We start from the raw sequence: 24,742 nt of genomic DNA on the forward strand, positions 1-24,742 counted from the left end.
TATTTGCGCGCGCCAAAGCGGAAGGCAAGATCCCGCGGGGAAGCGGCCATCCAAGGCAGAACCATGATGGAGGTGGGGAGCTTCTGTTGCCCGGCGCTCCCCATGCCGCTGGAATCCGCTTCTGTTGCCCGGTGCGGTCCGACCGCGCTATTTTGGAGTAACCTTAGGCCGTTAAGCCGTCAGGTTACGCCGCAATCGCGAGTGCTTCGTTATCGTTGGCACTTGTGTATGGGCCGTCGCGGTGGTCCCATTCCGAGCAAAAACCAGCGCTTTTCAACACACGTCGATCCTGGTTCGGCCCCGTCAACGAAGCTGCTGGGAAGCAGCTGCGATGGTGGAGCCGCCGGGTACTGCCCCCGGGTCCGCTGTGCCTATTCTTCGCCGGCGTTTATCGCCATAGCCGTGGGGCAAGCCCCGCGAGCGCGACCGATATAGGGCGCCGAACACAAAGTTGGAAGAGGCGCCTTTCGGTCGCCATAATGCGGGTGCATATAACAGGATATCATGCTTACCCAGCGTTCCCGATACGCGCTCCGCTCGATGCTGTTCCTTGCGACCATGCCTGCGGGCGGACCACCCACCCCGATGAACCGCATCGCCGCCGAGGCGAACGTTCCGCGCAAGTTCCTCGAGCTGATCCTGGCGGACCTGCGCGATGCCGGCCTGCTGCACAGCCAGCGGGGCAAGATGGGCGGTTACGTCCTGTCGCGCCCGGCGCATCTGATCTCGCTGGGCGAAGTGATCCGCGTGATCGAAGGGCCGCTGGCGCTCGTCCCCTGCGTCAGCCGCACGGCCTATCGCCCGTGCAAGGATTGCAAGAGCGAGGCGGATTGCGCCATTCGCCACGCCATGGCCCGGGTGCGGGATGAAACCGCGCGCATCCTTGATGGCACCAGCCTGGCGGATGCAACGGCCGAGGAGATGGCCGCGGCGTAAACGCCCGGCCACTCCACCTACATCATCAGGCGAGCAGAACGCTCACGCCGCGGTTCAGACGTTAGGCCGCGCCTTCAGTTCGTCGCGAATCTCGCGCAGCAGCGCGACGTCTGCGGGTTCCGCCTTGGGCTCGTCCGCCGTCTTGGCCTTTTCATGCTCGAACAGGGCCACCGCTCGGTTGACGGTACGGACCAGCATGAAAATGATGAAGGCGACGATCAGGAAGTTCACCGCCTGGGTGATGAACGCTCCATAGCCGAGCAGCGGGACGCCAGCCTTCTTCAGCGCCACGTAATCGGTGGAGCCCTGCAAGGCTGCCGGCACATCGCCGAGCACCAGGAAATAGCTGGAAAAGTCCAGCCCTCCGAACACCTTGCCGATCACCGGCATCAACACGTCTTCCGTGAGCGACGTCACGATCTTGCCGAACGCGGCACCGATGATCACCGCCACGGCGAGATCCAGCACATTGCCGCGCGCGATGAACGCCCTGAATTCTTTGAGCATCGTCACCTTCCCCGTGTTTTGATCGACGCTAATTGCTCTTTGCCCCTTCGCCAAGCCACCAGACTGTCCTATATCGATGACACAGTAACTGGAGAGCCAAACCATGAGATCGCGCCCTGTCGTCCTCCTCGCTCTGTCCGCCAGCCTTGCCAGCTGCGGGATCAACAGCGTTCCGACAGCGGAAGAGAATGCCAAGGCGCGCTGGGCCGATGTGCAGAACCAGTATCAGCGCCGGGCGGACCTGATTCCCAATCTGGTCGCGACCGTGAAGGCCGCGGGCGCCCAGGAGAAGGACGTGCTGACCGAGGTCACACAGGCCCGCGCCTCCGCGACCCAGATCCAGGTTTCCGGTGACGATCTGGCCGATCCAGCCAAGATGCAGGCGTATCAACGCGCGCAGGCGGGCCTGACATTGTCGCTGCAGCGGCTGCAGGAGGCGTATCCGGAACTCAAGAGCCAGGCGAACTACACAACGCTGATGAGCCAGCTGGAAGGTACGGAAAACCGCATCACCATCGCGCGCAACGATTACAATACGGCGGTGCAATCCTATAACACGCGCATCCGCACCTTCCCTGACGCGATTGGCGCCCGCATCTTTTATGGCGCCAAGCCGATGGTGCCGTTCCAGGCGACCACGCCCGGAGCCGAAGCTGCGCCAAAGGTGGATTTCGGCGGCTGATCGTCGGCATGTCCGCACCGCTTGCTGAAGACAGGGCGCATGGTGGCGGCCAGACGCCGCCGCTTCGGCTCTGGCTCGCTGCCCTGCTGGCGGCGGCGTCGCTGCTCCTGTCGCCGTTCGCCATCGGTACGGCAGATGCGCAGACATTTCCCAAGCTGACCGGCTTTGTCGTGGACGCCGCCGAGATACTGCCGCCGCAGGTGGAAGCGCAGCTCACCCAGCAGCTCGATGCGGTTCAACGGGACACCAAGCGACAATTGATCGTCGCAACCGTGCCGAGCCTGCAGGACTATCCGATCGAGGAATATGGCTACAGGCTGGGCCGGGCCTGGGGCGTGGGCCTGAAGGACGTCAACAACGGCGCCATCCTTCTTGTCGCACCCAACGAGCGAAAGGTGCGCGTGGAGGTCGGCTACGGCCTGGAACCGATCCTGACGGACGCTTTGTCGAGCGTGATCATCAACCAGCAGATACTACCCCGTTTCAAATCCGGAGATCTGCCGGGCGGCGTGGTTGCCGGCGCTCAGGCGCTTGAGGCGCAACTGCGCGCTTCGCCCGAGGAAGCCCAGGCCAGGCTGGATGCCGCGATCAAGGAAATTGACGGCGCGCAGGCGGGCCAGCGTCGCAGTGGCGGGGGCTTCCCGCTTGGTCTCGTTTTTTGGGGCATGATCGCGCTTTTCGTTCTCCTGTCGCTGGGCCGCCGCGGCAGCGCCAAGGGCCGGCGTTACCGGGGCGATAGCGGGCTAAGCTCGGTGATCCTGTGGAACATCGCCGCGAATGTCGCGAGCGCCGCGATCAACAGCAGCGACGACGATGACAGCTGGGGCGGCGGCGGTGGCTGGGGCGGAGGATCCGGCGGCGGCGGCGGCGGCTGGGGCGGCGGCGGTTTCTCGGGCGGCGGTGGTGGCTCGTTCGGAGGCGGCGGCGCCTCGGGGAGCTGGTGATGCGGCTTTCGCAAGAAGATCACGCCAAGGTCACCGCCGCGGTCGCCGCGGCCGAGCAGGCGACCAATGGAGAGATCGTCACGATCGTCGCCCGCCGCTCTGACGCCTATCATGATGTCGGGCTGCATTGGGCCATCCTCGCCATGCTGCTCGTGCTGGCGCTGCTGGCAACGTTTCCGAGCGCGGTTGACGCCGTTCACCTGCTGACCGGCGGATCGTGGAACGAACACGTCTCCACCGCGACTGCACTGACGGTGGCCACCATCCTGTCCGTTGTGGCCTTTCTGCTGGTGCGTTACCTGCTTGCCCTGCCAACGCTGCGCATGGCGCTGACACCCGGCGCGACCAAGACCAGGCGGGTTCATGCCCGCGCGCTCACCCTGTTTCGGGCTAGCGCGGAGCATCGCACCGTCGCTGCGACGGGCGTACTCCTCTACCTCAGCCTTGACGAGCATCGCGCCGAAATCGTCGCTGATGCCGGCATCCACAGCCGTGTCTCGCCCGATGTGTGGGGCCATGCCATGGCGGTCTTGCTGGCGGCGGTGAAGGACGGGCGTCCCGGAGACGGCATGGCAGCCGCCGTCGAGGAAATCGGCGTCGTGCTGGCAGAGCATTTCCCGCGCACAGGCACCAACCCCAATGAACTGCCGGATCGATTGATCGAACTATGACGGACGAGACCCTCGCCGAAACCATGTGGGAAGGCCGCTTCATCAAGATGGTGAAGCAGGGAAAGTGGGAATATGCGTCGCGATCGAGAGGGATCGGCGCTGCCGTGATCGTGGCGATCACCGATGCCGACGAGGTGATCCTGGTCGAGCAATATCGCGTGCCGCTGGGGCGTCATTGCCTTGAGCTTCCGGCCGGACTGATCGGAGACGTAGAGGCAGGCGAGCCGCTGGTTGAGGCGGCCCGGCGCGAACTGGAGGAGGAGACTGGTTATCGAGCCGGCTCGATCGAACCCCTAGGCTTCTTCCATTCGTCCCCCGGCATGGTGAGCGAGGGCTTCACGCTGGTACGCGCGCGTGATCTGGTGAAGGTCGGCGAAGGCGGCGGCGATGCGGAAGAGGAAATTACCGTCCACGTCGTGCCGCGCGCGACGCTCCCGGACTTTGTCGCCCGGAAACGTACCGAAGGCGCCGCGATGGACGTGAAGTTGCTGTTGCTGTTGTCGGACGCGTTGCTGGCCTGAGCAGCAGCCGGAACGCGCAATAATCCGCGCATGTGGCGCGTTCGAGGCGCTCGACATCGTCCTGCGCCCTTTCCCCGCCCGTTCGGCGCGTCTATCTCGAATTCATGCGCAAACACATCCTGATCGTGCTCGGCCTGATCATCCTTGCCGGCATTGGCATCTTCATCTGGCTGAGCTGGCCCGACAAGGCCCGGCTTGGCGTTGCCGAAGTGACCGGCCAGCGGCCGAAGATCACCGAGCCGCGCAGCCAGATGATTCCCACCGTCAAGGTGGCCGACGCGGTCGGCTGGGCGGCCGGCGCGAAGCCGCAGGTTGCGGCCGGGCTCACCGTGGCGCGTTTCGCCGAGGGGCTGGATCATCCCCGCTGGATGTATCGCCTGCCGAACGGCGACGTGCTTGTGGCAGAAACCAATTCGCCGCCGCGTGGACGCAGCTTCGTCGATCGAGTGATGCGTTACCTGATGGGGCGCGCCGGCGCCGGCGTGCCTTCTGCCAATCGCATCACCCTGCTGCGCGACGCCGATGGCGACGGTCGAGCAGAATTCCGCTCCGTGTTCATGACCGGGCTCAATTCTCCGTTCGGCATGACACTGCTGGACGGGCAGCTCTACATTGCGAATACCGACGCCCTGGTGCGCGTCCCCTATGAAGAGGGTGCAACCAAGATTGTGGCGAAGCCCGAAATGGTGGTGAAGCTTCCTGGAGGGGAGAACCATTGGGCACGCAACGTGATCACGGCCGAGGATGGCCGCACCTTGTACGTGTCGGTCGGATCCGCCTCGAACGTTGCTGAAAAGGGGCTCGATCTCGAGCGACGCCGGGCCAACATCCTGCAAGTATGGCCCAAGGAAAAGACCTCGCGCATCTATGCCGCCGGTCTGCGCAACCCCAATGGCATGGCGATCAATCCGAAGTCCAAGCAGCTGTGGACGGTGGTGAACGAGCGCGACATGCTGGGATCCGACATCGTGCCGGATTATCTGACCGCGATTGAACTCGGCGACCACTTCGGCTGGCCGTGGTATTATTGGGGCGGCTATCCCGACAAGCGGGTCGAGCCTGCCAATCCGCAGCTTCAGCAATATTCCAAGCGGCCCGACTATGCGCTGGGGCCGCACGTCGCGGCGCTGGGCCTGACCTTCGCCGGAGACGTGAACCTGGGGCAGCGGTTCGCGCAAGGCGCCTTTATCGGGGAGCATGGTTCATGGAACCGTGTGCCGCCGTCAGGGTACAAGGTAGTGTTCGTACCGTTCACGCCGAAAGGTTGGCCCGTGTCTGGCGCGAAGCCGGTCGACATTCTGACAGGCTTCCTGAATGCCGATGGCGAGGCGATGGGGCGGCCGGTGGGGGTGATCGGGGATCGCACAGGCGCGATGCTCGTCGCCGATGACGTGGGCAACGTGATCTGGCGCGTCGCTCCGGCAGCGACGCCAGCGCGCTGATCCAAGCCTTTCTTTCCGGGCATAGCCGCACGGGCGGGCCGCCGATCCCTCCCGTGTGTCTCTGGTGATCGAAGCGCCGCGCGCGCCCAATGCGATGGGCGACAGCAGCCGCTCTGATCGCTACCGGGGACGGATGCTACGCCGACTCATTCCCGCTCTCTTCGCTGCCTCGTTCCTGGCCGGTTGCGGCTATCCCGGAACGCCCCCTGCCCTGCCGCTTGCTACATCGCCAGCACCGCAAACCACGCTGGCCGCGCAGAACGAAATCCGTACGCCCGTGACCATCCTGGTCTCGATCGACGGCTTTCGGACAGATTATCTCGAGCGCGGTGTCACACCCAATCTGTCGCGCCTGGCGAAAGAGGGCGTGACGGGGCCAATGCGGCCGTCCTTCCCCTCCAAGACCTACCCCAATCACTGGACGCTCGTGACCGGGCTCCGTCCCGATCGCCATGGCATCACAGCCAACATGATGGAGGATCCGGCCCGTCCGGGCGAGGTCTTCACGATGGCCACCGACGATCCCTTCTGGTGGAATGCCGCGCCGCCGATCTGGGTGACGGCGGAACAGGCAGGCGTGCGCACCGCCTCCATGTTCTGGCCGGGATCAACGGTGGCTTGGGGCGGCACGCGCGCGACCGAGTGGCCGAACACGTTGACGGGCGGCGTGCGGCCGAGCGACTGGCAGGCGTTCAGCCAGCAGATGCCGGGCGAGAACCGCGTCCGCCAGGTGATCGACTGGATGCGCCGCCCTGCTGACATCCGGCCCCAGTTCGTGACCACCTATTTCGATGTCGTGGATACCGAAGGGCATCGCGGCGGTCCGGACTCGGCAGGCGTGCAGACGGCGCTGGCGGAAGTCGACCGGCAGATCGGTGAACTGGTCTCGGAATTGGCGGAGCTCGGCCAGCCTGCCAATCTGATCATCGTGTCCGACCATGGCATGGCGGCAACATCAAGCGAGCGGGTGGTTCCGCTCGATCAGATCGTTGCCGCGACCGACGCCCGGATCGTGGAGGCAGGCCCCTATGCAACTTTTGCCCCGTTGCCGGGACGGGAGGCGGCAGTCGCGTCCGCATTGCTGAAGTCGCACCCGCACATGGAATGCTGGCGCAAGGAGAACATCCCCGCGCGCTTCCACTATGGCCGCAACACACGCATCCCGCCCTTCCTCTGCCTGGCGGCGGACGGATGGGAATTGATGAAGACTGCGCCCGCCCAAAGCTACACGCGCGGCAACCACGGGTTCGATCCCATGGCGCCCAGCATGAGCGCCTTGTTCATTGCCAATGGCCCGGCCTTTGCGCGTGGGCAGACGCTACGGGCGTTTGACAATGTCGCGGTGGCGCCGCTGCTCCGCACCCTGCTACGCCTGCCGGCCGATCCAAAGCTGGACGGAACGGACGCGGTTTTCCGCCCCGTGTTGCAGAACCGATAGGAGAGAGAATGCAGTATTTCGAAGACATTGCCGTCGGCACCAAGGCGAACTTCGGCAGCTATCACGTCACGCGCGAGGAGGTGATGGATTTCGCGAGCCGCTATGATCCGCAGCCGTTCCACCTATCGGACGAAGCTGCGGCGCAGACGCATTTCGGCCGGCTCTCGGCCAGCGGTTGGCACACCTGTGCGATGGTCATGTCCATGATCGTCGCAAACCTGAAGAACAACAAGCAAGCGGGCCTTGGATCCCCGGGCGTCGACGAGTTGCGCTGGCTGAAGCCCGTTTATCCGGGCGACACCCTGCGGTGCGAGACCGAAGTTATCGAAAAGCGTCAGTCGCAGTCGCGTCCAGAAATGGGCATCTTCAAGAGCCGCACGACTGTTTACAATCAGGACGATGTCGCCGTCATGTCCATGGTGTCGAACGGCTTGATCGCGACCCGCCCAGCCGCCTGAGCCGGCGCGGGCCGCGCTACAGGCCGGCGTTACCGCGGGCGCTCGGCCCCGCGCGGGTTGGCGCCTCGGCCGCCGCCGCTGCCGCGGTTAATACCAGGGTTGCGGGTAAAGCCCGGACTCCGGTTGAACCCCGGCGTACGCACGCCATCCGCGCGATTTTCTCGCCGCAGATCACGCCAGTCCTGACGCACGTCACGCCGGAACTCGCGGCGCGCATCCTGGCGCCCCTGGCGGAACTGATCGCGATTGATCGTGCCGTCGCGGAAGTCCTGCCGATTGCCGCGCAGATCGCCCCGGAAGTCACGCCTTTCCGCGCGATAGTCCCGGCGGAAATCATTCCAGTTGGCACGCGCGCCAGGCTGGTTCCAGCCGGGCCGCGACTGCCAATAGCGCCGCTGTGCATTGTTCCAGCGGTGCGGACGGCGATAGCGGTCGTAGACGTAAACGCCGGTGCCCGGATAATAGAAGTCGTTGTACCATCCGAAGGTGCCGCCATAGCCGAGGCCGTAACCGCCCCAGCCCGCGTCGGCATAATAAGGATCGGCATAATAGGCCGATCCATAGCCGAGCGATGCACCGCCATAGCCATATCCGTCCGTGCAGGCGGCCGTTCCGACGGCAAGTCCACCAATCAAGGCCAGCAGGCCGAAGCGCTTGAGACCCATGTTCTCACTCCCGTACATTGGAGAAGCGGCAAATACGCACCGCAATGCTCTTGAAACGAGAGCAATAAAGCGAAGTTCCTTAATGGCCCGGGAACGAAACAAGCGCGTGCACATCAATGCCGTCCTTCCGCAATGCTGCAGCGCCGCCGAGATCGGGCAGGTCGACAAGGAATTGCGCTTGGGTCACCACTGCACCGGCCTTTCGCAACAGCCTGACCGCCGCGCGCGCCGTTCCACCGGTGGCAATCAGATCATCGATCAGCAAGATGCGCGCGCCGGGCGCACAAGCATCCGCATGCATGGCGATACGGTCTTGCCCATATTCCAGCGCATAGTCTTCGGCGATCGTGACCCCCGGCAACTTGCCATCCTTACGGATCAGCAGCACGCCCGCCTTCAAGGGCACCGCCAGTGCTGCGGCGAAGAGGAACCCGCGCGCTTCGATGCCCGCCACAAGGTCAATCGGCTCCGTGGTCGCCGCGGCCATCCGCTCGACACTTTGCGCCAGCCCCTGCGGATCGAGCAGCAAAGTAGTGATGTCTCGAAACTGGATGCCTGGCTTCGGGAAGTCGGGGATCGTTCGGATCAGCGCCTTCAGATCCTGGTTGTCAGGCCCGCCCACCTGGGGTGCTTTCGGCGTCTGGCTTTCACGCGAGGTCATGGACCTCACATGCCTGTCCCGCCGGCGCACCGCAAGGAAGTTGCCCGACGCGGTGCCAAGCGCCTGTTTGCCGAAACAAGAAGGCCCCGCTCGCGCCGAGCGAGCGGGGCCTTGTTGGCCGGGCCGTGGAGCCGAGCGAGGTCTTAGTGCTTCACCCCGCGCCAGACGTTCCGATAGGCGCCGATGGTGAGGAAGACGAAGATGACCAGGAAGATCACCGTCGCAAAGCCAGCGCCGTGCCGCGATTCCAGGTTCGGTTCTGCGGTCCAGGTGAGGAACGCTGCCACGTCCTTCGCCATCTGGTCACGCGTCGCCTGCGTGCCGTCCTCATAGGTCACCTGCCCGTCCGACGTGATCGGCGGCGGCATCGCGATGTTGAGGTTTGCGAAATACGGGTTGTAGTGCAGCCCGGTCGGCGTCTTGGCATCCGGGAACTTGCGCAGCAGCTCAGCCGGCTGGTTCTGGTAGCCGGTCAGCAGCGAGGCCACATAGTTCGCGCCGTCGTGCCGAGCCTTGGTCATCAGCGACAGGTCAGGCGGAAGCGCATTGTTGTTTGCCGCGCGCGCCGCAACCTCGTTCGGATAGGGGCTCGGGATACGGTCGGACGGAATGTTCTTCCGCGTTGCGGCTTCGCCTGTCTCCGGATTTACGCTCGGCTGCTCGATCGGCCAAGCCTGCGCGAGTGCCTTCACCTGGCCTTCGCTGTAGCCGAGCTCCTCGAAGTCGCGGAACGAGACATACTTCAGGCTGTGGCAGGCGGCGCAAACCTCCTGATAGACCTTCAGGCCGCGCTGCAGCTGCTGCTTGTCAAACTTGCCGAACAGGCCTTCCGAGGGAAGGCCGACGTTCTTCGGGTGCAAGTGGAACTCATGTTCCGCGGTTTCGGGCGCCGGATCGGTGATCGCGGTCGAGATTGTCCCGAACAGCGCGATGCCGAGCACGAACACGAAGCCCGCGCCGATCAGGAGTGCGATGGTACGAACCATTTTCTTGTAATTCCCCCGTATCGGCTCAGTGCGCCAGCGCGGTCTGCGCCGGCGACGTGCCACCATGCTTGGCGAGCACCGCCTCGGTGATCGAATTCGGCAGCGGGCGCGGACGCTCCGAGCGCGAGACGATCGGCAGGATGATCAGGAAGTGCGCGAAGTAATAAGCCGTCGCGATCTGACCGATGATGACGTTGCGCGCTGTCGCTTCCGCACCGCCGATATAGCCGAGCACCAGCACGTCGATCAGCAGGACGGCAAGGAACCAGCGATAGGTCGGGCGGTAGTTGGCCGAGCGCACCGGCGACGAGTCCAGCCACGGCAGGAAGAACAGCAGCAGGATCGACCCGAACATCGCCAGAACGCCCCACAGCTTGCCCGTCAGGATGAAGTCCGCGGTGAAGCTCTTCAGGATCGCGTAGAACGGCAGGAAGTACCATTCAGGCACGATGTGCGCCGGGGTCGAAAGCGGGTTCGCCTCGATGTAATTGTCGGGGTGCCCCAGCATGTTCGGCGAGAAGAAGATCAGCGCAGCAAAGATCAGGAAGAACACTGCCACACCGACGCCATCCTTGGCCGTGTAATACGGGTGGAACGGCACTGTGTCCTGCTCGCCCTTCACATCGACGCCGGTCGGGTTGTTCGAACCCGGAATGTGCAGCGCCCAGATGTGCAGGATGATGACGCCCGCGATCACGAACGGCAGCAGATAGTGCAGCGAGAAGAAGCGGTTCAGCGCAGCATTGTCCGGCGCATAGCCGCCGAGCAGCAGGATGCGGATCGGCTCACCGACGAGCGGGATTGCCGAGAAGAAGCCGGTGATCACCTGCGCGCCCCAGAAGCTCATCTGGCCCCACGGCAGCACGTAACCCATGAAGGCGGTGGCCATCATGAGGAGGAAGATCACGACGCCGAGCAGCCAAACCATCTCGCGCGGCGCCTTGTAGGACCCGTAGTAAAGGCCGCGGCCGATGTGGATATAGACGACCGCAAGGAACATCGACGCGCCGTTGGCGTGCGCGTAGCGCAGGAACCAGCCCCCGTTCACGTCGCGCATGATCTGCTCGACCGACTGGAAGGCGACTAGCGAGTTGGCACCATAATGCATCGCCAGCACGATGCCGGTGACGATCTGGCACACCAATGCCACGCCGGCGAGCACGCCGAAGTTCCAGAAATAATTGAGGTTACGCGGCACGGGATAGCCGGCACCAACGGCATTGTAGACGAGACGCGGCAGCGGCAGCTTCTCGTCCATCCACCGCATCAGCGGCTGCTTTGGCTCATAATGTTTGGCCCAGGGAAAGCTCATCTCTCGTGCTACCTCAACCGACCGTCACGACAGTGTCGGACGTGAATGTGTAATCCGGGACGACCAGGTTGGTCGGCGCCGGGCCCTGACGGATGCGGCCGGCGGTATCGTACGCCGAGCCATGGCAGGGGCAGAAATAGCCGCCGAACGGCCCCTTGTTCTCGCCCTCGCCCGCGCCGAGCGGCACGCAGCCCAGGTGGGTGCACACGCCCAGGGTGATGAGCCAGTTCTTCTTGCCCGCCTTGGTCCGCTCTTCCAGGGACTGCGGATCGCGCAACGAGCTCACCGCCACCGCATCAGCGTCGGCGATTTCCTTCGGCGTCAGATTGCGCACGAAAAGCGGCTGCTTGCGGAAGGTGGACTTGATCGCCTGACCCGGCTCGATCTTGCTGATGTCGACTTCGGTCGTCGACAGCGCGAGCACGTCGGCGGATGGGTTCATCTGGTTGATGAGCGGCAGAACAACGACGCCCGCGCCCACGCCAGCCCATGCAACGGCAGCGATATTGATGAAGTCCCGGCGACGGGGATCATGCCCGTCCTCTTCATGTCGGGCAGGATAATCGCCCGGAGTAATCGTGTTGTCGACCGTCGCCATTCACCAACCCTTGTCCAACCGGCCCCGGCGGGGTGCGCATGTGGAAAGAGCCTCCCCCGACGCCCGCCTGAAAACCCCCATCGACCCGCGGGGTGGGCGGTTGATAGCTGCGCACCCTGCCCCTGCCAATGGTGATTTTTGCCTCCGTTCATCAAGCCTTCATCGTGTCGGCGGCGTTGGAGCACGCTATTGAAGCGCGATGCGCATAGCCTTGTATGAGCCCGACATTGCCGGAAACGTGGGCACGATCCTGCGCACCGCTGCTTGTTTTGGCGTGTCCGTCGATCTGATCGAGCCGATGGGGTTCCCGTGGGGCGACCGTGCCTTGCGCCGATCGGGCATGGATTATGCGGGTTCCGTGGCGGTTTCCCGGCATCTCGATTGGGCGTCATTTAACAAGGCCCGAACCGGACGGCTGGTGCTCGCCACGACACGCGGCGCCGTTGACCTGTGGGACGCGCGGTTCGAACCCGACGACATTCTTCTGTTCGGCAGCGAAAGTGCGGGTGTGCCGGATCACGTGCATGCGACGGCCGAGCTTGCGGTGCGCATACCGCTTCGGCACGGCTTCCGATCACTGAACGTCGCGGTGAGCGCCGGCATCATCCTCGCCGAATCGCTTCGCCAGACCGCGACAACGACTGTTTCCGGGTGAGCAGCCCGCGACATGGCAGGTCGGCCCGCGACTGACATCTCGACAGTGCGGCTTTTGACCCGGTATCAGCCCGCCATGCAGACGCTTGACCACGAACAATCCACCGCCCGCGCTTGGTTCGAACAGCTTCGCGACCTCATTTGCGCGGAATTCGAGGCGATCGAACGCGAGGCCGGCTCGGACGCCACCTTCGACTATACGGCATGGGACCGCGAGGATCCCTCAGGTGCAGCTGGCGGCGGCGGCGTCCGCGGCGTGATGCGCGGCCGCGTCTTCGAGAAGGTCGGCGTGAACGTCTCAACCGTTGGCGGCCGGTTCGAGGGCGAATTCGGCAAGACGATCCACGGCGCTGCCGAGGATCCCAGCTTCTTTGCGACCGGCATCAGCCTGGTCGCTCACATGGCCAATCCTCACGTGCCCGCCGTGCATATGAACACCCGTTTCCTGGTCACCACGAAACGCTGGTTCGGTGGCGGTGCGGACCTCAATCCACCACTTCCCCAGCAAGAAGACACGGCGGATTTCCACGCGACGCTGAAGGCCGCGTGTGATGCGCACGATCCGGAGCATTACGATCGCTTCAAACAATGGGCGGACGAGTATTTCTACATCCCCCACCGCAAGGTCCATCGCGGTGTCGGGGGCATCTTCTACGATCATCTGGAGGGCGATTTCACCGCTAACTTCGCCTTTACGCAGGATGTTGGCCGCGCCTTCCTCGACGTGTTCCCGCGCATCGTCCGCCGGCGCATGAGCCTTCCGTTTACCGAGGCAGAGATGGCTGAGCGCAATGCATGGCGCGGGCGCTATGCGGAATTCAATCTGGTCTACGATCGGGGAACGTTGTTCGGACTGAAGACGGGCGGCAACATCGATGCCATCCTGATGAGCCTGCCTCCCGTCGCGACATGGGCCTGATCCCAGTCCCGAACGATCAGCTGGCGACAATCGTCACCACGCTGGAGATGACCGAGAGGCCGAAGCTGCGCCCGCTGCCGGCCTCTCCCTTGCGCCTGGTGCACTGGCCGGAGCCATCGGCCGCAGCGTACCGGACGTTGTTCCGCCGGGTAGGCGGCCCATGGCTGTGGTTTTCCCGCCTCGCCATGGGTGAAGATGAGCTGCTCGCGATCATCCACAGCACCGGCATCGAGATATATGCCGTCACCGACCGCAGCGGGATCGAGGTCGGCATGCTGGAGCTCGATTTTCGCCACACGGGCGCGTGCGAGCTATCGTATTTCGGGCTTGTTCCGGAACTTGCCGGCCAGCGTCATGGCCGGTGGCTGATGAGCGAAGCGATGGCGCGAAGCTGGCGCCCCGGGGTCGAGCGCGTGATCGTGCACACGTGCACGCTGGATCATCCGTCAGCGCTCAACTTCTATCGCGCACAGGGCTTCATTGCCGTGAAACGCACGATGGAGACCTTTGCCGACCCTCGCCTCGCCGGATTGTTACCGCCCGAGGCGGGTCGTCATGTTCCGATGCTGGCGAAGCGGCGGTAGACGACGATCCCGACCAGCAGCAGGCCGACGTTGTAGATCGTTCCCGCCAACGTCAGAAGGATCGTGACGAGCGCGATGAGGAACGGATTGTCGTGGCCCGGATCCCTCAGCCACGCATCGAACGAGAAAAGCGGACTGACGGCCAGCCACTGCGCCATGAACAGCGCGACCACCGCGCCAAGCACCGCCCAGCCGACCCCAGCCGTCATCCGCCAGCTGCGCCCCAGCGCGCGCGCGGCGCTCTGATCCGTCTCAGCTGCCACGATCGGCACAGCGGCGATGAAGCGGGCTTGCAGGTACAGGCCCGGCAAAACGAAGAGCCATAGTCCAAGCCCCACAGGGATCGCGATTAGCAGGTTCACGAGCACGAACCTGCCCAATCGCCGCAGCGCAGTCGTGAGGCTGGCGCCCACCGTCGGCCGTTCAGGCGCCACCAGCAACAAAGCGATGGCAGCCAGCCCGACCATGCCGACGAGATCTGCCAGTAGATACCAAATCGCGTTGCCCTGCCCCCATGTCGATACCGCCTCCATCCACTGCGTCATCGATGCTTCATCGCCGGGTTGAGCCGGCAGCGGGGGCATCGGATCGCACAGCAGTTGCACCGCAAGCGCAGGCAGAAAGACGAGCGCCCCCGCCAGCGCGAGAACCAGTTCGGCCTCACGGCGAAGGACAGCCCAGCCGTCCGCCAGGAGGCGCGCGAAATTGATGGTCATGCGGCCTCGTGCGCCTCTTGTGCCGTCGCGTAAAGGCTTGCGCCGAACACGGCTTGCAAGATGCTGAACAAGGCGGTGACGAGAGCCGTGGCTGCAGCAACGGCCAAAGACACCGCGACAGTGCCGTTCGCTCCTGCGAGCAGGCGGGCGACGAGACCGATCACGGATGTTGCGGCAGTCAGCACCACCAGGAACACGACGCCATATAGAATAAGCACGCCGATCAGCTTCAGCGTCGCGCCACGCGTCAGCGCGAACGACCGTGCAATCGCCCCGATGCCGCGACGTTCGTTCACGATCACGGCGCCAAGCGGAACAAGCCTCGCCGCAGCCCATAACATCAATGGCGCCAGCAGAAATAAATACAGAATTCCAATGCCAAGAAGGGTTAAGTTCACCGCATCCTGAGCTCCGCCCGCGCGTGCCTGCTCCACGCTGAAGCCCGAGATCCCGACAAGGATCAGGCCCGGAAGTGTGACCAGTCCGAACGCTAGTCCGATGATCAGCGAAACTCCGATGAAGGGACCAAGACGCGCACGTCCGATTGCGAGAGCCGATGCGCGGTCCACATCAGGATTGCTCGCGACCGCTGTAATCGCGATCGCGCCGATCGCCGCGGCTACAAAAACGACTAGAGCCATCGCCATCTGCATGGCTCGCATCGCGAATGAAGTGCCGCCCAACGTATCGACGGCAGCCTGCACAAGCGGCGGGGCGATCAGCAGAAGCAGTGCCAGCGACAGCAGGATGCCGAACCGTCCGGCAATGACGGACATGGTGCGATCCCACACTGTCCCGATGTTGATCATGGCCGATCCTGTGCGTGCATCATGCCCGCAACGCTACTCGATCGACCGGTCGCTTGCCAATCGCCGCCACCATCCGCATCTGCCCTTTCGTGATCAACGCTCAAGAAATCGAATGGCGGATAACGCCGGGGCTGACCGACTATGCGGCCGCGCTCGAGGAAATGGAGCGCCGCGCCGCGGATGTCGCCACGGGGCAGGCGCGCGAGCTCGTGTGGCTTCTGGAACATCCGCCAGTCTATACGGCCGGCACCAGCGCAGACGCTGCGGAATTGATCGACCCTCGCTTCCCGGTGGTGAATGCGGGCCGTGGCGGCCGGTACACCTATCACGGGCCGGGCCAGCGCATCGGCTATCTGGTCCTCAACCTGGCCCAGCGCGGCCGCGATGTGCGCTGCTTTGTTCACGCGGTTGAAGGCTGGGTGATCGCCGCACTTGGCGAAATGGGAATAGCCGCGTTTCGCGCACCCGGCCGGATCGGGATCTGGACCCGAAACAGCAGCGGAACCGAGGCTAAGATCGGCGCGATCGGCGTGCGCGTGCGCCGCTGGGTCACCATGCACGGCTTCTCCGTGAACCTCTCCCCTGACCTGTCGCATTTCGGCGGGATCGTGCCGTGCGGCATCGCTGATTATCCGGTGACCAGCGCCGAGGCGCTTGGCGCGGAGCACGGGTTTGAAACCTTTGACGCCGCGATGGCGTTAACATCCAACGCTTTCCTCGAAAGCCTTACTTGTGCGCGTGAAAACGAGGCTTGAGGGGTCGGCGATCTGTGACTAATATCCACTTCGATTTGGGTATTAAGGATCCGTCCGCCGTCCAAATCCACTATCTAGGGAGCTTTCCATGCGTGCTATCTCGAAGATCCTGACCGGTTCGGCCATTGCGGCAGCCGCGCTTGCCGTGTCGGCTTGCGGCTCGCAGACCGAAACCACGGTCGACAACACCACCATCACCGACATGAACGCGACCGAGGGTCTCGACACGATGACCGACAACATGACGGCGGTCGATGGCGCCATGAACGGCGGCATGATGGCGAACGACACCATGATGTCGAACGACATGATGATGACCAACACCACCACGAACGCGATGTAATCCTCGCTTCGAAAAGGTGTTCTTCAAGACCGCTCGGGCAACCGGGCGGTCTTCGTCGTTTCAGAGCAGGTAAGGATCGCCCGATCGTGCGATTGGCGTGACGAACAGGGTTGGAGGATTGCGCAAAAACGCGTATGAATCCCGCGCGTTGCGTTTGGGGGATATCATGCGGATGGTTGGGTTGCGGATCGTCGGGCTAAGCTTGGCAGCGGCCGCGGTGACGGGCGCCATGCCGGCTTCGGCGCAATTCTTCATGAAGTCCAAGGACCTGTCGGGCGCAGTGGTGCGCGGGGATGAACCCGGCATCGCACATCCGCTGCCCGGCGCGACCGAGCAGGAAGTCAAGGCTGGACTGACCTGGACGCTGCGAGCGGCGCTGAATGTCGCCGCGCTGCAATGCCAGTTCGAGCCCACGCTCCTCACGGTCGACAATTACAATGCGGTGCTGACCGATCATCGTGCGGAGCTGAAGGAGAGCTACGACACGCTGACTGCCTACTTCAAGCGCGTCAACAAGACGCCCAAGGCAGGGCAGACGGCGCTCGATCAGTTTGGCACCAGAACCTATTCCAGCTTCAACGCTGTCGCCTCGCAGTTCAACTTCTGCCAGACGGCAGGCAAGATTGGCCGCGCTGCGATCTACACGCCGCGGGGCAGCTTCGGCACCCTGGCGCAGGAGCGCATGCGCGAGTTCCGTAACAGCCTGTCGCCGTGGGGTGAGCAGCAATTCCCGCGCTACTTCTACGCTGAATCTCGCGTCCCGCGCCTCGACAGCATCTGCTGGTCCCGGAAGGGCGAATGGCAGACGAAGAAGTGTGGCGTGCTCGACTTTCCACCCCCGGTCGGCGTGGTGAGCCTCGCGCAGCGTTGAACAACGCGGGCGGGCTCGGATCAGCCCGCCTTTTTACGATACCGCCGTCTGGTGTTCTTAACCCGCCACCAGCCCTGAGATGACCGTTTCGAACGGCGCGCTGAAGTCCGCGATGCGACGAATTGGCGAGTGACGGCGGGCGCCGGTTCGGAATTGGCGAACCTTATGGTTCGACGGGGATAAAGGCGTTCGCGGCACGATCCTTCCGGACTCGCAACCCGTCGAAAACGGTACCGTTCATCACGATCCAGACGCCCGCAGGTGCAGCCTGGGCAGTGGCGATCGCCATGCCCAGATTGAAGCTGGCGTCACTTTCGGCGAAGCGTGCTGGTGACAGGGCACCCACCAGGACGATCGTCCTACCCGTAATGCCGGCGAGCGCCTGCGCCGTCTGCGTCATGGTATCGGTGCCATGAGTGATGATGATGCGTGTCTCGGCCGCACCTTCGACCTGACGGGCGATCAACGCCCGATCATCGTCGGTCATCTCCAGGCTGTCCTTCCGCATCACCTCGGCGACGCGATACGGCAAGGTCACGCGTGCCGTCTTCAGCACCCGATCGACCACACTTTCGCCAATCTGATAAGTACTCAGTGCATCGAAATAGAGCTTGTCGATCGTTCCCCCAGTGGTGAGGATCAGCACATCGGCCACCGCGCCATTCTCCTTTGCTGCGAAGGCACGCGCCTTAGCGCCTTAGACGCCGGAGGGAACAGGCGAATGACGCGACGTCGCTATGCCGCGGCGCGCGTCCTTTCCGGCAGCGGATTGGAGAATTCCATGCTGTCATCAACCGAGCCGAAGCGGAGCGCCATGACGTCCAGCGCATAATTCTGGTTGAGGCGCCACGGCTTCCTGTTTCCCTGCTTGGGCAATTGATCCGCCACCCGCTGGATATAACCCGAACTGAAATCCACGAACGGTTCCGCGGCGATCGACTGGTTGCCGATCCGGGGAGTGGCCTGGCGCACGCCCCGCTTCTTCATGGTGTTGAGCAGGCGGCACAGATACATGGCGACCAGATCGGCCTTCAGCGTCCAGGAGGCATTTGTATAGCCAAAGGTGAACGCCAGATTGGGAATGTCGGAGAACATCATTCCCTTATATTGCAGCGCGTTCGCGATGCTCTTTTCCACGCCGTCGACGATCGGATCGATACCGCTCAGCAGCTTCACCCGCAGCCCGGTCGCGGTGACGACGATGTCCGCCTCAAGCAGCTGGCCGGAGGACAGCAGGATCCCCTCTGGCGTGAAGCGCTCGATCGTATCCGTCACGACCGCCGCCTTCCCGGCCTTGATCGTGTCGAACAGGTCAGCGTCCGGCACCAGGCAGAGACGCTGGTCCCACGGATTGTAACGCGGCGTGAAATGGGTCGCCACGTCGTAGTCGGGACCGAGGTGTTCGCGCACTTGATCCAGAAGCTTCTGCTTAACCTTGTCCGGCTTCCGGCGCGTCATCCGATAGAAGAACATCCCGAACATGACGTTCTTCCACCGTGTCAGCCCGTAGGCCGCCTTGCTGGGAAGCTTCGCCCGCAACCAATTGGCCAGCGCGTCCTGACCCGGGCGCGATACGACATAGGTGGGCGATCGCTGCAGCATCGTGACGCTCGCCGCCGTCTTCGCCAGTTCCGGCACCAACGTTACGGCCGTGGCGCCGCTGCCGATCACGACAACGCGCTTACCGGCATAGTCAAGGTTCTCGGGCCAGAACTGCGGATGTACGATCCGGCCGCCGAATTCTTCCTGATTGAGGAAGTGAGGCGCATGCCCCTGCTCGTAATCGTAATAACCCGAACACATGTGCAGGAATGAGCAGGTGAAGGACGTCGGCCCATCCGGTCCGTCAACGCTTACCGTCCAGCGCGCGTCAGCCGTCGACCATTCCATGCCGGTCACCCGATGACCGAACCGGATTCGCCGATCTATTCCGCCGTCGCGCGCCGTTTCTTCGATATATTCACGGATCGACGGGCCGTCGGCGATGGCCTTAGCCTTGGTCCAGGGCCGGAAATTGTATCCGAGCGTATGCATGTCGCTGTCTGAGCGGATGCCCGGATAACGGAAGAGATCCCAGGTTCCTCCCATCGCCTGCCGGGCCTCAAGGATCAGGTAGCTCCGATCCGGACAGCGCTGCTGCAAATGATGCGCCGCCCCGACGCCAGACAGCCCGGCCCCGACGATGATGACGTCGACATGCTCGTTCATGGACGATCCTCTCTTTGACGAGAGCCTAGCTCATCCGACGATGGCAGGAAAGAACCGAACTTACCTTGATGTCAGTAATCACCCGAGATCCAAGGGGGCGTGCTGCCAAAGCTACAAGGTCCAGATCAGCACGTTTCCGAACAGAACGGCCGCCATCACGATCATCAACCAGCCACGCTTGGTATCCCGACGCGTCTTGATCAACCAGCCGCCGCCCAGCAGGCAGGCGAAGGACGCAAGCATGGCAATGGCGGGCGCGGCGCTGGCAATCGCATTCATGATGGCCTCCTATCGCTCTGCGCGGGACCGGCATAGGCCGAGCTGCGGCGCTCTCACGATACGGCTGAAGTGGCGATGGTCCGCGCATAAGCGTCGATATCCACATTCCCGCCGGACAGGATCACTACCATCCCGGGCACAGGCGCGATTGCACCTGAGAGAACGGCAGCCAGGCCAACCGCACCACCTGGTTCGACCACGAGGCGCAGCCGCTCTGCCGCCCAGCGCTGCGCCGCCCCGATCTGCGCCTCCGAGACCGCCACGCCCGTGGCATCGCGGCGCGACAGCACGTCGAAGGTGAGCCGGGAAACTTCCTTCGTCATCAATGCGTCGCAACTCGTCGGCGGCGGCCCATCCCCCACCGGAAGGATCCAACTCGCCTCCAGGCTCCGGCGCATATCATCCCACCCTTCGGGCTCTACGACGCTGACTGCTGCTCCCGGAAGGGCCAGGGCAAGGCCCGCCGCCAGCCCGCCGCCCCCGCACGGAACGACCACATGGCGCGGCTCTCCCAAGCCGGCGGCTTCCATCTGAGCAGCGATCTCGACCCCGGCAGATCCCTGACCTTCGATGATCCACGGATCGTCAAAGCTTGGCACCAACGTGGCTCCACGCGCCTCGGCAAGCTGGGCTGCGATCAGCTCCCGGGACTGGGTAAGCCGGTCGTAGCTCACCACCTCCGCGCCCAGCCCCAACGTGCCCTGCACCTTCGATCGGGGCGCATCCGCAGGCATCACGATGATCGCCGGCATGCCGAGTCTCTTGGCCGCCCAGGCAACCCCCTGCGCATGATTGCCGCTCGAGAACGCAACCACGCCGCGTGACCGTGCGTTCGGTTCCAGCGCGGTCAATCGGTGCCAGGCACCACGTATCTTGAATGCACCGACCGGCTGCAGCGATTCCGCCTTGAAGGCGACAGGCACGCCCTTGATTTCGCTAACGAAAAGCGGCGTCGGTGGAAGGATCGCGGCGATCTTCGCCGCAGCATCGCGCACTCCGGCGCGCGTAGGTTGTCGCAGAATTGTCACAATTCGTCCTTGCCGCAAATTCGAGCCAGCGAAAACACACTTTACATAGGGGGTGAGCGACCCTAAGTGCGCGCCTCCGCTGCCCCATGGGACTTCCACCGCAAGGCAGTGATTTCGTCAACTGAAGACCGGGGGCTTGCCCCCTGGCATTGGAGGTCCCTTGAATTGCACCAGGATCATCGCGCGCTGGGGCTAGCGCCCCTCTCGACCGTTGCTCGCAACTCTGTTTCGGGCGCTATCGACATCGCACAGGGCAAGCCGGTCCAGCCGGTCACGCTCGTGCGTCCGCACGCCGCGGCACGCGCCGCCCGGTTCTTCGTGGAGAAGTTTCCGGGTCGCTCGATGTATGCCGTGAAGGCCAATCCCTCGCCGGATCTGATCAAGATCCTGTTCGACAACGGGATCACCACGTTCGACGTTGCCTCAATCGGCGAAGTCCGGATGGTGGCGCGGACCGTGCCGGAAGCGACGCTCTGCTTCATGCACCCGGTGAAGGCCGAAGAGGCGATCACCGAGGCATATTTCAAGCACGGTGTGCGCACGTTCAGCCTCGATTCGATGGAAGAGCTCGAGAAGATCATGCGCGCCACGCGCAATGCATCTGATCTGACGCTCTGTGTCCGGCTGCGCGTCTCGTCCGAGCATTCCAAGCTCAGCCTGGCGTCCAAGTTCGGCGTGTCGCCGCACGATGCGAAGCCGCTGCTCTTTGCCGCCCGCCAGGCGGCTGACGCGCTCGGCATCTGCTTCCACGTCGGCAGCCAGGCGATGACGCCCGAGGCTTATGCTGATGCGATGGAGCGCGTGCGTGCGGCGATCGTCGACGCGGCTGTGACGGTTGACGTGATCGACGTTGGCGGCGGGTTCCCCTCCACCTATCCGGGCATGGAGCCGCCGCCGCTGGAGCGGTACTTCGAGACGGTCCATCGCGCGTTCGAGAGCCTGCCGATCAGCTATTCGGCTGAGCTCTGGGCGGAGCCAGGTCGTGCGCTGTGTGCGGAATATAGCAGCATTGTCGTGCGGGTCGAAAAGCGCCGCGGCAACGAGCTGTACATCAACGACGGTGCCTATGGCGCATTGTTCGATGCCGCGCACATCGGCTGGCGTTTCCCGGTCGCGCTGCTTCGCGAGCCGGAGTCGACCGTTCGCGATCACCCGTTCTCGTTCTATGGCCCGACCTGCGACGATATCGACCATATGGCAGGTCCGTTCCTGCTGCCGGCCGACATCCAGACCAGCGATTATTTCGAGATCGGCATGCTGGGTGCCTATGGCTCAGCGATGCGCACGGCGTTCAACGGCTTCGGATCGGACGAAACGGTGATCGTCGAGGACGAGCCGATGGCATCGATGTACGCCATCGTGGAACGCGAAGCCGCTTCCAACGTCGTAAAGCTGTAACTCACGACCTACATCACTGAACAGCGGCAGCGCTCCTTGCGGGGCGCTGCCGTGCTTACGGGTTAGCGCGTCCCCTTCCGAACGACTGTGCAATCATGCGAGAGCAACCGACATGACTGACACCCTCACGAAGACCGCGGCCGCGAATGCGCCGATCAACGACACCCGCAAGGCGGAACTGCTGTCGAAGCAGGTCAAGCACATCGACATCCGCTCGTTCGATGCGCGCCCGATCGTGGACGCGATGAGCGACATGAGCTTCACCAGCCGCGACCTCGGCCGCGCGACCAAGATCTACAACGACATGCTGGCCGACAAGGACTGCACCGTCGTGCTGGTGATCGCGGGCTCCACCTCGGCCGGCGGCTGCATGGACCTCTATGCCGAGCTGGTGCGCAACAACATGGTCGATTGCATCGTCGCGACCGGCGCCACCATCGTCGACATGGATTTCTTTGAGGGCCTGGGCCACAAGCATTATCAGGCGCTGGAAGTGCCGGATGATGACACGCTGCGCTCGCTCTATATCGACCGCATCTACGACACGTACATCGACGAGGAGCAGCTGCAGGACTGCGACTTCACGATCAACAAGATCGCCGAGTCGCTGGAGCCGAAGCCCTATTCGAGCCGCGCGTTCATCCGCGAGATGGGCAAGTATCTCGTTGAGCATGGCAAGAAGGACAACAGCCTCGTCAAGCTCGCCTATGAGCATGACGTGCCGATCTTCTGCCCGGCGTTCGTCGATTCGTCGGCCGGTTTCGGCCTGGTGAAGCATCAGGTGGACGCGGCCAAGGAAGGCCGCCCGTACATGGTGCTCGACGCAATCGCCGACTTCCGCGAGCTGACCGAGATCAAGATCCAGGCCGGCACCACCGGCCTGCTGATGATCGGTGGCGGCGTGCCGAAGAACTTCATCCAGGACACGGTGGTGTGCGCCGAAATCCTCGGCCACGAGGATGTCGAGGTGCATAAGTACGCCGTGCAGATCACCGTCGCTGACGTGCGTGACGGCGCCTGCTCGTCCTCGACGCTGCAGGAGGCGGCGAGCTGGGGCAAGGTGAACACCGGCATCGAGCAGATGGTGTTCGCGGAGGCGGGCTCGGTAATGCCGCTGCTGGCGTCCGACGCCTATCACCGCGGCCACTGGAAGGACCGCGCCAAGCGCGGCTGGGCCAAGCTGTTCGCCTGATCGATCGGAAGCGGGGCGGCGTAGCTGCCCCGCTTCTGCCGGCGCCAGCGCGGCCCGCGCCCCCTGCCGACGCGCGTGACAGCCGATCGGCGTCGCGCTAGCCTTCGGGCATGATCTCCCTCGCGCTTCTCCAGCCTGCTGTGGCGCTGATCGGCTGGACGCTGGTGATGCTAGGCTGGATGCTTGCCACTCGGCTCCCCGCGATGCGCCGTGCCGGTATCCGCATGGGCACGCTGGTCGGCTCCCGCGCCTCCGACGCGGATCGCTCGCTGCCTGCCGAAGCGCAGTGGAAGGCCCATAATTATAACCATCTGCTCGAGCAGCCCGTGCTGTTCTACGCGCTATGCGCTATCTTGACGCTTGCCGATGGCGCGTCGTCGATCGCGCTGATCCTGGCCTGGGCCTATGTCGCGCTGCGGGTGGCACATAGTCTCGTCCAGGCGACCAGCAATCGGGTGAAGCCGCGCTTCATCCTTTTCGCAGTGTCGAGCAGTTGTCTTGCGCTGATGACCCTAGTGGCGGCCTTTGCCGTCACACGCGCTGGCTGACGATCCGTCGCGAATCGAACACCTCGTTGCCGGCGCTCAGTCCGCTGGGCGGCACATCGACCAGAACCTAGGGCCACCGCCCGGCACCGTCCATTCGTCCGTGACGGTGAACCCCAGCGCGCGATAGAAGCCTAGATTGCGCTCGGTCGCAGTCTCCAGATACGCCGGCCATCGCTTTGCCACGCGATCGAGCCCGGCCTTCACTACATCGCGGCCCAGCCCCCTGCCCTGCGCCGTGGGATCGCATCCGGCGATGTGCAGGTACCAGAACTCACCGGGCGGCATATGCGCCTCGATCGCGGCCGACACCTTGAGCGCGCGCGGAATGCGGGTGCCCAGCGCGCGCCAGAACGGCCAGGCCTGGCGCAGGATCGCAAGCGTGCTGGTTGTCGCCTCGCCGGGTCCACGCCATAGGGTCGCCGCCTCGCCGTTCGCGGTTACCAGGCGCATGCCTCCGGCGTCATCGTCGAACAATAGCGCGAACAGCCGCGGCAGCCGGCGCGCGCGCTCTGCCGGATCGGGAAAGATCCACGCCATGGCGGGATCGTCGGCAAAGGCGCGCGCCAGCATGGCCGAAATGCGCGCGCGATCCGCACGGCCGGCCATCCGGATCGGCG

Annotated in this window: 30 protein-coding genes and 1 other RNA gene; 17 read left to right on the top strand and 14 right to left on the bottom strand. The window is 63.9% G+C overall.

Going from position 1 to position 24,742, the window contains the following annotated elements:
* Window positions 1-71: 71 nt before the first annotated feature.
* Window positions 72-461: a transfer-messenger RNA gene (gene ssrA, locus BMX36_RS05770) on the bottom strand.
* Window positions 462-504: 43 nt separating this feature from the next.
* Between ssrA and BMX36_RS05775 the strand changes: the two genes are divergently transcribed.
* A complete protein-coding gene (locus BMX36_RS05775) occupies window positions 505-936 on the top strand; it encodes an RrF2 family transcriptional regulator (RefSeq protein WP_066781816.1) in 432 nt (143 codons plus the stop codon).
* A 54-nt stretch (window positions 937-990) separates the two neighbouring features.
* Here BMX36_RS05775 and mscL read toward each other — a convergent pair whose 3' ends face one another.
* Window positions 991-1,443 (bottom strand): large conductance mechanosensitive channel protein MscL, encoded by a 453-nt coding sequence (gene mscL / locus BMX36_RS05780; protein WP_066781817.1) that lies wholly within the window; start codon window positions 1,441-1,443, stop codon window positions 991-993.
* 103 nt (window positions 1,444-1,546) lie between these two features.
* On the opposite strand from mscL, the gene BMX36_RS05785 reads away from it, so the two are divergent.
* The 7 genes from BMX36_RS05785 (at window position 1,547) to BMX36_RS05815 (ending at window position 7,599) form a co-directional block, all read left to right on the top strand.
* Window positions 1,547-2,125, top strand: coding sequence for a LemA family protein (locus BMX36_RS05785; protein WP_093063973.1), 579 nt, complete (start codon window positions 1,547-1,549; stop codon window positions 2,123-2,125).
* 8 nt (window positions 2,126-2,133) lie between these two features.
* A complete protein-coding gene (locus BMX36_RS05790; RefSeq protein ID WP_093063974.1) occupies window positions 2,134-3,069 on the top strand; it encodes a TPM domain-containing protein in 936 nt (311 codons plus the stop codon).
* Entirely contained in the window at window positions 3,069-3,740 is a 672-nt protein-coding gene (locus BMX36_RS05795; RefSeq protein ID WP_093063975.1) for a TPM domain-containing protein, read from the top strand. Before BMX36_RS05790 ends, BMX36_RS05795 begins: the two co-directional genes overlap by 1 nt.
* Entirely contained in the window at window positions 3,737-4,261 is a 525-nt protein-coding gene (locus BMX36_RS05800; protein ID WP_093063976.1) for an NUDIX hydrolase, read from the top strand. Before BMX36_RS05795 ends, BMX36_RS05800 begins: the two co-directional genes overlap by 4 nt.
* 104 nt (window positions 4,262-4,365) lie before the next feature.
* Window positions 4,366-5,703 (top strand): PQQ-dependent sugar dehydrogenase, encoded by a 1,338-nt coding sequence (locus BMX36_RS05805; protein ID WP_093063977.1) that lies wholly within the window; start codon window positions 4,366-4,368, stop codon window positions 5,701-5,703.
* A 133-nt stretch (window positions 5,704-5,836) separates the two neighbouring features.
* On the top strand, window positions 5,837-7,141 hold the full coding sequence (locus BMX36_RS05810) for an alkaline phosphatase family protein (RefSeq protein ID WP_093065273.1): 1,305 nt from the start codon (window positions 5,837-5,839) through the stop codon (window positions 7,139-7,141).
* Window positions 7,142-7,149: 8 nt separating this feature from the next.
* The gene (locus tag BMX36_RS05815) at window positions 7,150-7,599 is read left to right on the top strand and encodes a MaoC family dehydratase (protein WP_093063978.1); all 450 of its coding nucleotides are present in this window, start codon (window positions 7,150-7,152) and stop codon (window positions 7,597-7,599) included.
* Window positions 7,600-7,628: 29 nt separating this feature from the next.
* Here the strand turns inward: BMX36_RS05815 and BMX36_RS05820 are convergent, their stop codons facing one another.
* The 5 genes from BMX36_RS05820 to petA all read right to left on the bottom strand — a co-directional run bounded on the left by BMX36_RS05820 (window position 7,629) and on the right by petA (window position 11,821).
* Window positions 7,629-8,264 carry a hypothetical protein gene (locus tag BMX36_RS05820; protein ID WP_093063979.1) on the bottom strand — a complete coding sequence of 212 codons (636 nt, stop codon included), beginning with the start codon at window positions 8,262-8,264 and terminating at the stop codon, window positions 7,629-7,631.
* 79 nt (window positions 8,265-8,343) lie between these two features.
* Window positions 8,344-8,925, bottom strand: a complete 582-nt coding sequence (locus BMX36_RS05825; RefSeq protein WP_066775205.1) for an adenine phosphoribosyltransferase — start codon at window positions 8,923-8,925, stop codon at window positions 8,344-8,346.
* A gap of 143 nt (window positions 8,926-9,068) precedes the next feature.
* Complete coding sequence (locus tag BMX36_RS05830) at window positions 9,069-9,911, bottom strand: cytochrome c1 (RefSeq protein WP_066775207.1); 843 nt, start codon at window positions 9,909-9,911, stop codon at window positions 9,069-9,071.
* A 25-nt stretch (window positions 9,912-9,936) separates the two neighbouring features.
* Window positions 9,937-11,223: a cytochrome b gene (locus tag BMX36_RS05835; RefSeq protein WP_066775210.1), complete on the bottom strand. Its 1,287-nt coding sequence runs from the start codon at window positions 11,221-11,223 to the stop codon at window positions 9,937-9,939.
* A 13-nt stretch (window positions 11,224-11,236) separates the two neighbouring features.
* Window positions 11,237-11,821, bottom strand: a complete 585-nt coding sequence (gene petA, locus BMX36_RS05840; RefSeq protein ID WP_066775213.1) for a ubiquinol-cytochrome c reductase iron-sulfur subunit — start codon at window positions 11,819-11,821, stop codon at window positions 11,237-11,239.
* Window positions 11,822-12,020: 199 nt separating this feature from the next.
* Here petA and BMX36_RS05845 point away from each other — a divergent pair, with 199 nt between their 5' ends.
* From BMX36_RS05845 to BMX36_RS05855, 3 genes are all read left to right on the top strand, one after another.
* Window positions 12,021-12,476: a tRNA (cytidine(34)-2'-O)-methyltransferase gene (locus tag BMX36_RS05845; protein WP_066775216.1), complete on the top strand. Its 456-nt coding sequence runs from the start codon at window positions 12,021-12,023 to the stop codon at window positions 12,474-12,476.
* 75 nt (window positions 12,477-12,551) lie between these two features.
* On the top strand, window positions 12,552-13,394 hold the full coding sequence (gene hemF, locus BMX36_RS05850; protein WP_093063980.1) for an oxygen-dependent coproporphyrinogen oxidase: 843 nt from the start codon (window positions 12,552-12,554) through the stop codon (window positions 13,392-13,394).
* Complete coding sequence (locus tag BMX36_RS05855) at window positions 13,385-13,978, top strand: GNAT family N-acetyltransferase (protein WP_093063981.1); 594 nt, start codon at window positions 13,385-13,387, stop codon at window positions 13,976-13,978. The genes hemF and BMX36_RS05855 overlap by 10 nt, the downstream gene beginning before the upstream one ends.
* Here BMX36_RS05855 and BMX36_RS05860 read toward each other — a convergent pair.
* Window positions 13,948-14,694, bottom strand: a complete 747-nt coding sequence (locus tag BMX36_RS05860) for a hypothetical protein (protein ID WP_093063982.1) — start codon at window positions 14,692-14,694, stop codon at window positions 13,948-13,950. The genes BMX36_RS05855 and BMX36_RS05860 overlap by 31 nt on opposite strands.
* Complete coding sequence (locus BMX36_RS05865; protein WP_093063983.1) at window positions 14,691-15,503, bottom strand: hypothetical protein; 813 nt, start codon at window positions 15,501-15,503, stop codon at window positions 14,691-14,693. The genes BMX36_RS05860 and BMX36_RS05865 overlap by 4 nt, the downstream gene beginning before the upstream one ends.
* A gap of 53 nt (window positions 15,504-15,556) precedes the next feature.
* Here BMX36_RS05865 and lipB point away from each other — a divergent pair, with 53 nt between their 5' ends.
* The 3 genes from lipB to BMX36_RS05880 all read left to right on the top strand — a co-directional run bounded on the left by lipB (window position 15,557) and on the right by BMX36_RS05880 (window position 17,472).
* Complete coding sequence (gene lipB / locus BMX36_RS05870) at window positions 15,557-16,258, top strand: lipoyl(octanoyl) transferase LipB (protein ID WP_371262810.1); 702 nt, start codon at window positions 15,557-15,559, stop codon at window positions 16,256-16,258.
* A gap of 88 nt (window positions 16,259-16,346) precedes the next feature.
* Window positions 16,347-16,601, top strand: coding sequence for a hypothetical protein (locus BMX36_RS05875; RefSeq protein ID WP_066775232.1), 255 nt, complete (start codon window positions 16,347-16,349; stop codon window positions 16,599-16,601).
* A gap of 166 nt (window positions 16,602-16,767) precedes the next feature.
* Entirely contained in the window at window positions 16,768-17,472 is a 705-nt protein-coding gene (locus BMX36_RS05880) for a hypothetical protein (protein WP_371262812.1), read from the top strand.
* Between the two features lie 163 nt (window positions 17,473-17,635).
* On the opposite strand, the gene BMX36_RS05885 is transcribed toward BMX36_RS05880, so the two are convergent.
* The 4 genes from BMX36_RS05885 to BMX36_RS05895 all read right to left on the bottom strand — a co-directional run bounded on the left by BMX36_RS05885 (window position 17,636) and on the right by BMX36_RS05895 (window position 20,954).
* Window positions 17,636-18,127: an asparaginase domain-containing protein gene (locus BMX36_RS05885; RefSeq protein ID WP_093063984.1), complete on the bottom strand. Its 492-nt coding sequence runs from the start codon at window positions 18,125-18,127 to the stop codon at window positions 17,636-17,638.
* Window positions 18,128-18,207: 80 nt separating this feature from the next.
* Window positions 18,208-19,680: a flavin-containing monooxygenase gene (locus BMX36_RS05890; RefSeq protein ID WP_093063985.1), complete on the bottom strand. Its 1,473-nt coding sequence runs from the start codon at window positions 19,678-19,680 to the stop codon at window positions 18,208-18,210.
* Between the two features lie 111 nt (window positions 19,681-19,791).
* Entirely contained in the window at window positions 19,792-19,959 is a 168-nt protein-coding gene (locus BMX36_RS21630) for a hypothetical protein (RefSeq protein WP_156455303.1), read from the bottom strand.
* 53 nt (window positions 19,960-20,012) lie between these two features.
* Window positions 20,013-20,954: a threonine ammonia-lyase gene (locus BMX36_RS05895; protein ID WP_093063986.1), complete on the bottom strand. Its 942-nt coding sequence runs from the start codon at window positions 20,952-20,954 to the stop codon at window positions 20,013-20,015.
* A gap of 198 nt (window positions 20,955-21,152) precedes the next feature.
* On the opposite strand from BMX36_RS05895, the gene BMX36_RS05900 reads away from it, so the two are divergent.
* The 3 genes from BMX36_RS05900 to BMX36_RS05910 all read left to right on the top strand — a co-directional run bounded on the left by BMX36_RS05900 (window position 21,153) and on the right by BMX36_RS05910 (window position 24,125).
* A complete protein-coding gene (locus BMX36_RS05900; RefSeq protein WP_093063987.1) occupies window positions 21,153-22,385 on the top strand; it encodes a type III PLP-dependent enzyme in 1,233 nt (410 codons plus the stop codon).
* A 112-nt stretch (window positions 22,386-22,497) separates the two neighbouring features.
* Window positions 22,498-23,577: a 1,9-bis(guanidino)-5-aza-nonane synthase gene (locus BMX36_RS05905; RefSeq protein ID WP_066775246.1), complete on the top strand. Its 1,080-nt coding sequence runs from the start codon at window positions 22,498-22,500 to the stop codon at window positions 23,575-23,577.
* 110 nt (window positions 23,578-23,687) lie between these two features.
* On the top strand, window positions 23,688-24,125 hold the full coding sequence (locus BMX36_RS05910) for an MAPEG family protein (RefSeq protein ID WP_256210675.1): 438 nt from the start codon (window positions 23,688-23,690) through the stop codon (window positions 24,123-24,125).
* Between the two features lie 36 nt (window positions 24,126-24,161).
* Here the strand turns inward: BMX36_RS05910 and BMX36_RS05915 are convergent, their stop codons facing one another.
* Entirely contained in the window at window positions 24,162-24,731 is a 570-nt protein-coding gene (locus tag BMX36_RS05915) for a GNAT family N-acetyltransferase (RefSeq protein ID WP_256210676.1), read from the bottom strand.
* Window positions 24,732-24,742: the final 11 nt, after the last annotated feature.

The organism is Sphingomonas sp. OV641 (assembly GCF_900109205.1).
Taxonomy (GTDB): domain Bacteria; phylum Pseudomonadota; class Alphaproteobacteria; order Sphingomonadales; family Sphingomonadaceae; genus Sphingomonas.

Coding starts and splice junctions, on each gene's coding strand:
- BMX36_RS05775 (WP_066781816.1), top strand. CDS start 505: ATGCTTACCCAGCGTTCCCGATACGCGCTCCGCTCGATGCTGTTCCTT.
- mscL (WP_066781817.1), bottom strand. CDS start 1,443: ATGCTCAAAGAATTCAGGGCGTTCATCGCGCGCGGCAATGTGCTGGAT.
- BMX36_RS05785 (WP_093063973.1), top strand. CDS start 1,547: ATGAGATCGCGCCCTGTCGTCCTCCTCGCTCTGTCCGCCAGCCTTGCC.
- BMX36_RS05790 (WP_093063974.1), top strand. CDS start 2,134: ATGTCCGCACCGCTTGCTGAAGACAGGGCGCATGGTGGCGGCCAGACG.
- BMX36_RS05795 (WP_093063975.1), top strand. CDS start 3,069: ATGCGGCTTTCGCAAGAAGATCACGCCAAGGTCACCGCCGCGGTCGCC.
- BMX36_RS05800 (WP_093063976.1), top strand. CDS start 3,737: ATGACGGACGAGACCCTCGCCGAAACCATGTGGGAAGGCCGCTTCATC.
- BMX36_RS05805 (WP_093063977.1), top strand. CDS start 4,366: ATGCGCAAACACATCCTGATCGTGCTCGGCCTGATCATCCTTGCCGGC.
- BMX36_RS05810 (WP_093065273.1), top strand. CDS start 5,837: ATGCTACGCCGACTCATTCCCGCTCTCTTCGCTGCCTCGTTCCTGGCC.
- BMX36_RS05815 (WP_093063978.1), top strand. CDS start 7,150: ATGCAGTATTTCGAAGACATTGCCGTCGGCACCAAGGCGAACTTCGGC.
- BMX36_RS05820 (WP_093063979.1), bottom strand. CDS start 8,264: ATGGGTCTCAAGCGCTTCGGCCTGCTGGCCTTGATTGGTGGACTTGCC.
- BMX36_RS05825 (WP_066775205.1), bottom strand. CDS start 8,925: ATGACCTCGCGTGAAAGCCAGACGCCGAAAGCACCCCAGGTGGGCGGG.
- BMX36_RS05830 (WP_066775207.1), bottom strand. CDS start 9,911: ATGGTTCGTACCATCGCACTCCTGATCGGCGCGGGCTTCGTGTTCGTG.
- BMX36_RS05835 (WP_066775210.1), bottom strand. CDS start 11,223: ATGAGCTTTCCCTGGGCCAAACATTATGAGCCAAAGCAGCCGCTGATG.
- petA (WP_066775213.1), bottom strand. CDS start 11,821: ATGGCGACGGTCGACAACACGATTACTCCGGGCGATTATCCTGCCCGA.
- BMX36_RS05845 (WP_066775216.1), top strand. CDS start 12,021: ATGCGCATAGCCTTGTATGAGCCCGACATTGCCGGAAACGTGGGCACG.
- hemF (WP_093063980.1), top strand. CDS start 12,552: ATGCAGACGCTTGACCACGAACAATCCACCGCCCGCGCTTGGTTCGAA.
- BMX36_RS05855 (WP_093063981.1), top strand. CDS start 13,385: ATGGGCCTGATCCCAGTCCCGAACGATCAGCTGGCGACAATCGTCACC.
- BMX36_RS05860 (WP_093063982.1), bottom strand. CDS start 14,694: ATGACCATCAATTTCGCGCGCCTCCTGGCGGACGGCTGGGCTGTCCTT.
- BMX36_RS05865 (WP_093063983.1), bottom strand. CDS start 15,503: ATGATCAACATCGGGACAGTGTGGGATCGCACCATGTCCGTCATTGCC.
- BMX36_RS05875 (WP_066775232.1), top strand. CDS start 16,347: ATGCGTGCTATCTCGAAGATCCTGACCGGTTCGGCCATTGCGGCAGCC.
- BMX36_RS05880 (WP_371262812.1), top strand. CDS start 16,768: ATGCGGATGGTTGGGTTGCGGATCGTCGGGCTAAGCTTGGCAGCGGCC.
- BMX36_RS05890 (WP_093063985.1), bottom strand. CDS start 19,680: ATGAACGAGCATGTCGACGTCATCATCGTCGGGGCCGGGCTGTCTGGC.
- BMX36_RS21630 (WP_156455303.1), bottom strand. CDS start 19,959: ATGAATGCGATTGCCAGCGCCGCGCCCGCCATTGCCATGCTTGCGTCC.
- BMX36_RS05905 (WP_066775246.1), top strand. CDS start 22,498: ATGACTGACACCCTCACGAAGACCGCGGCCGCGAATGCGCCGATCAAC.
- BMX36_RS05910 (WP_256210675.1), top strand. CDS start 23,688: ATGATCTCCCTCGCGCTTCTCCAGCCTGCTGTGGCGCTGATCGGCTGG.
- BMX36_RS05915 (WP_256210676.1), bottom strand. CDS start 24,731: ATGGCCGGCCGTGCGGATCGCGCGCGCATTTCGGCCATGCTGGCGCGC.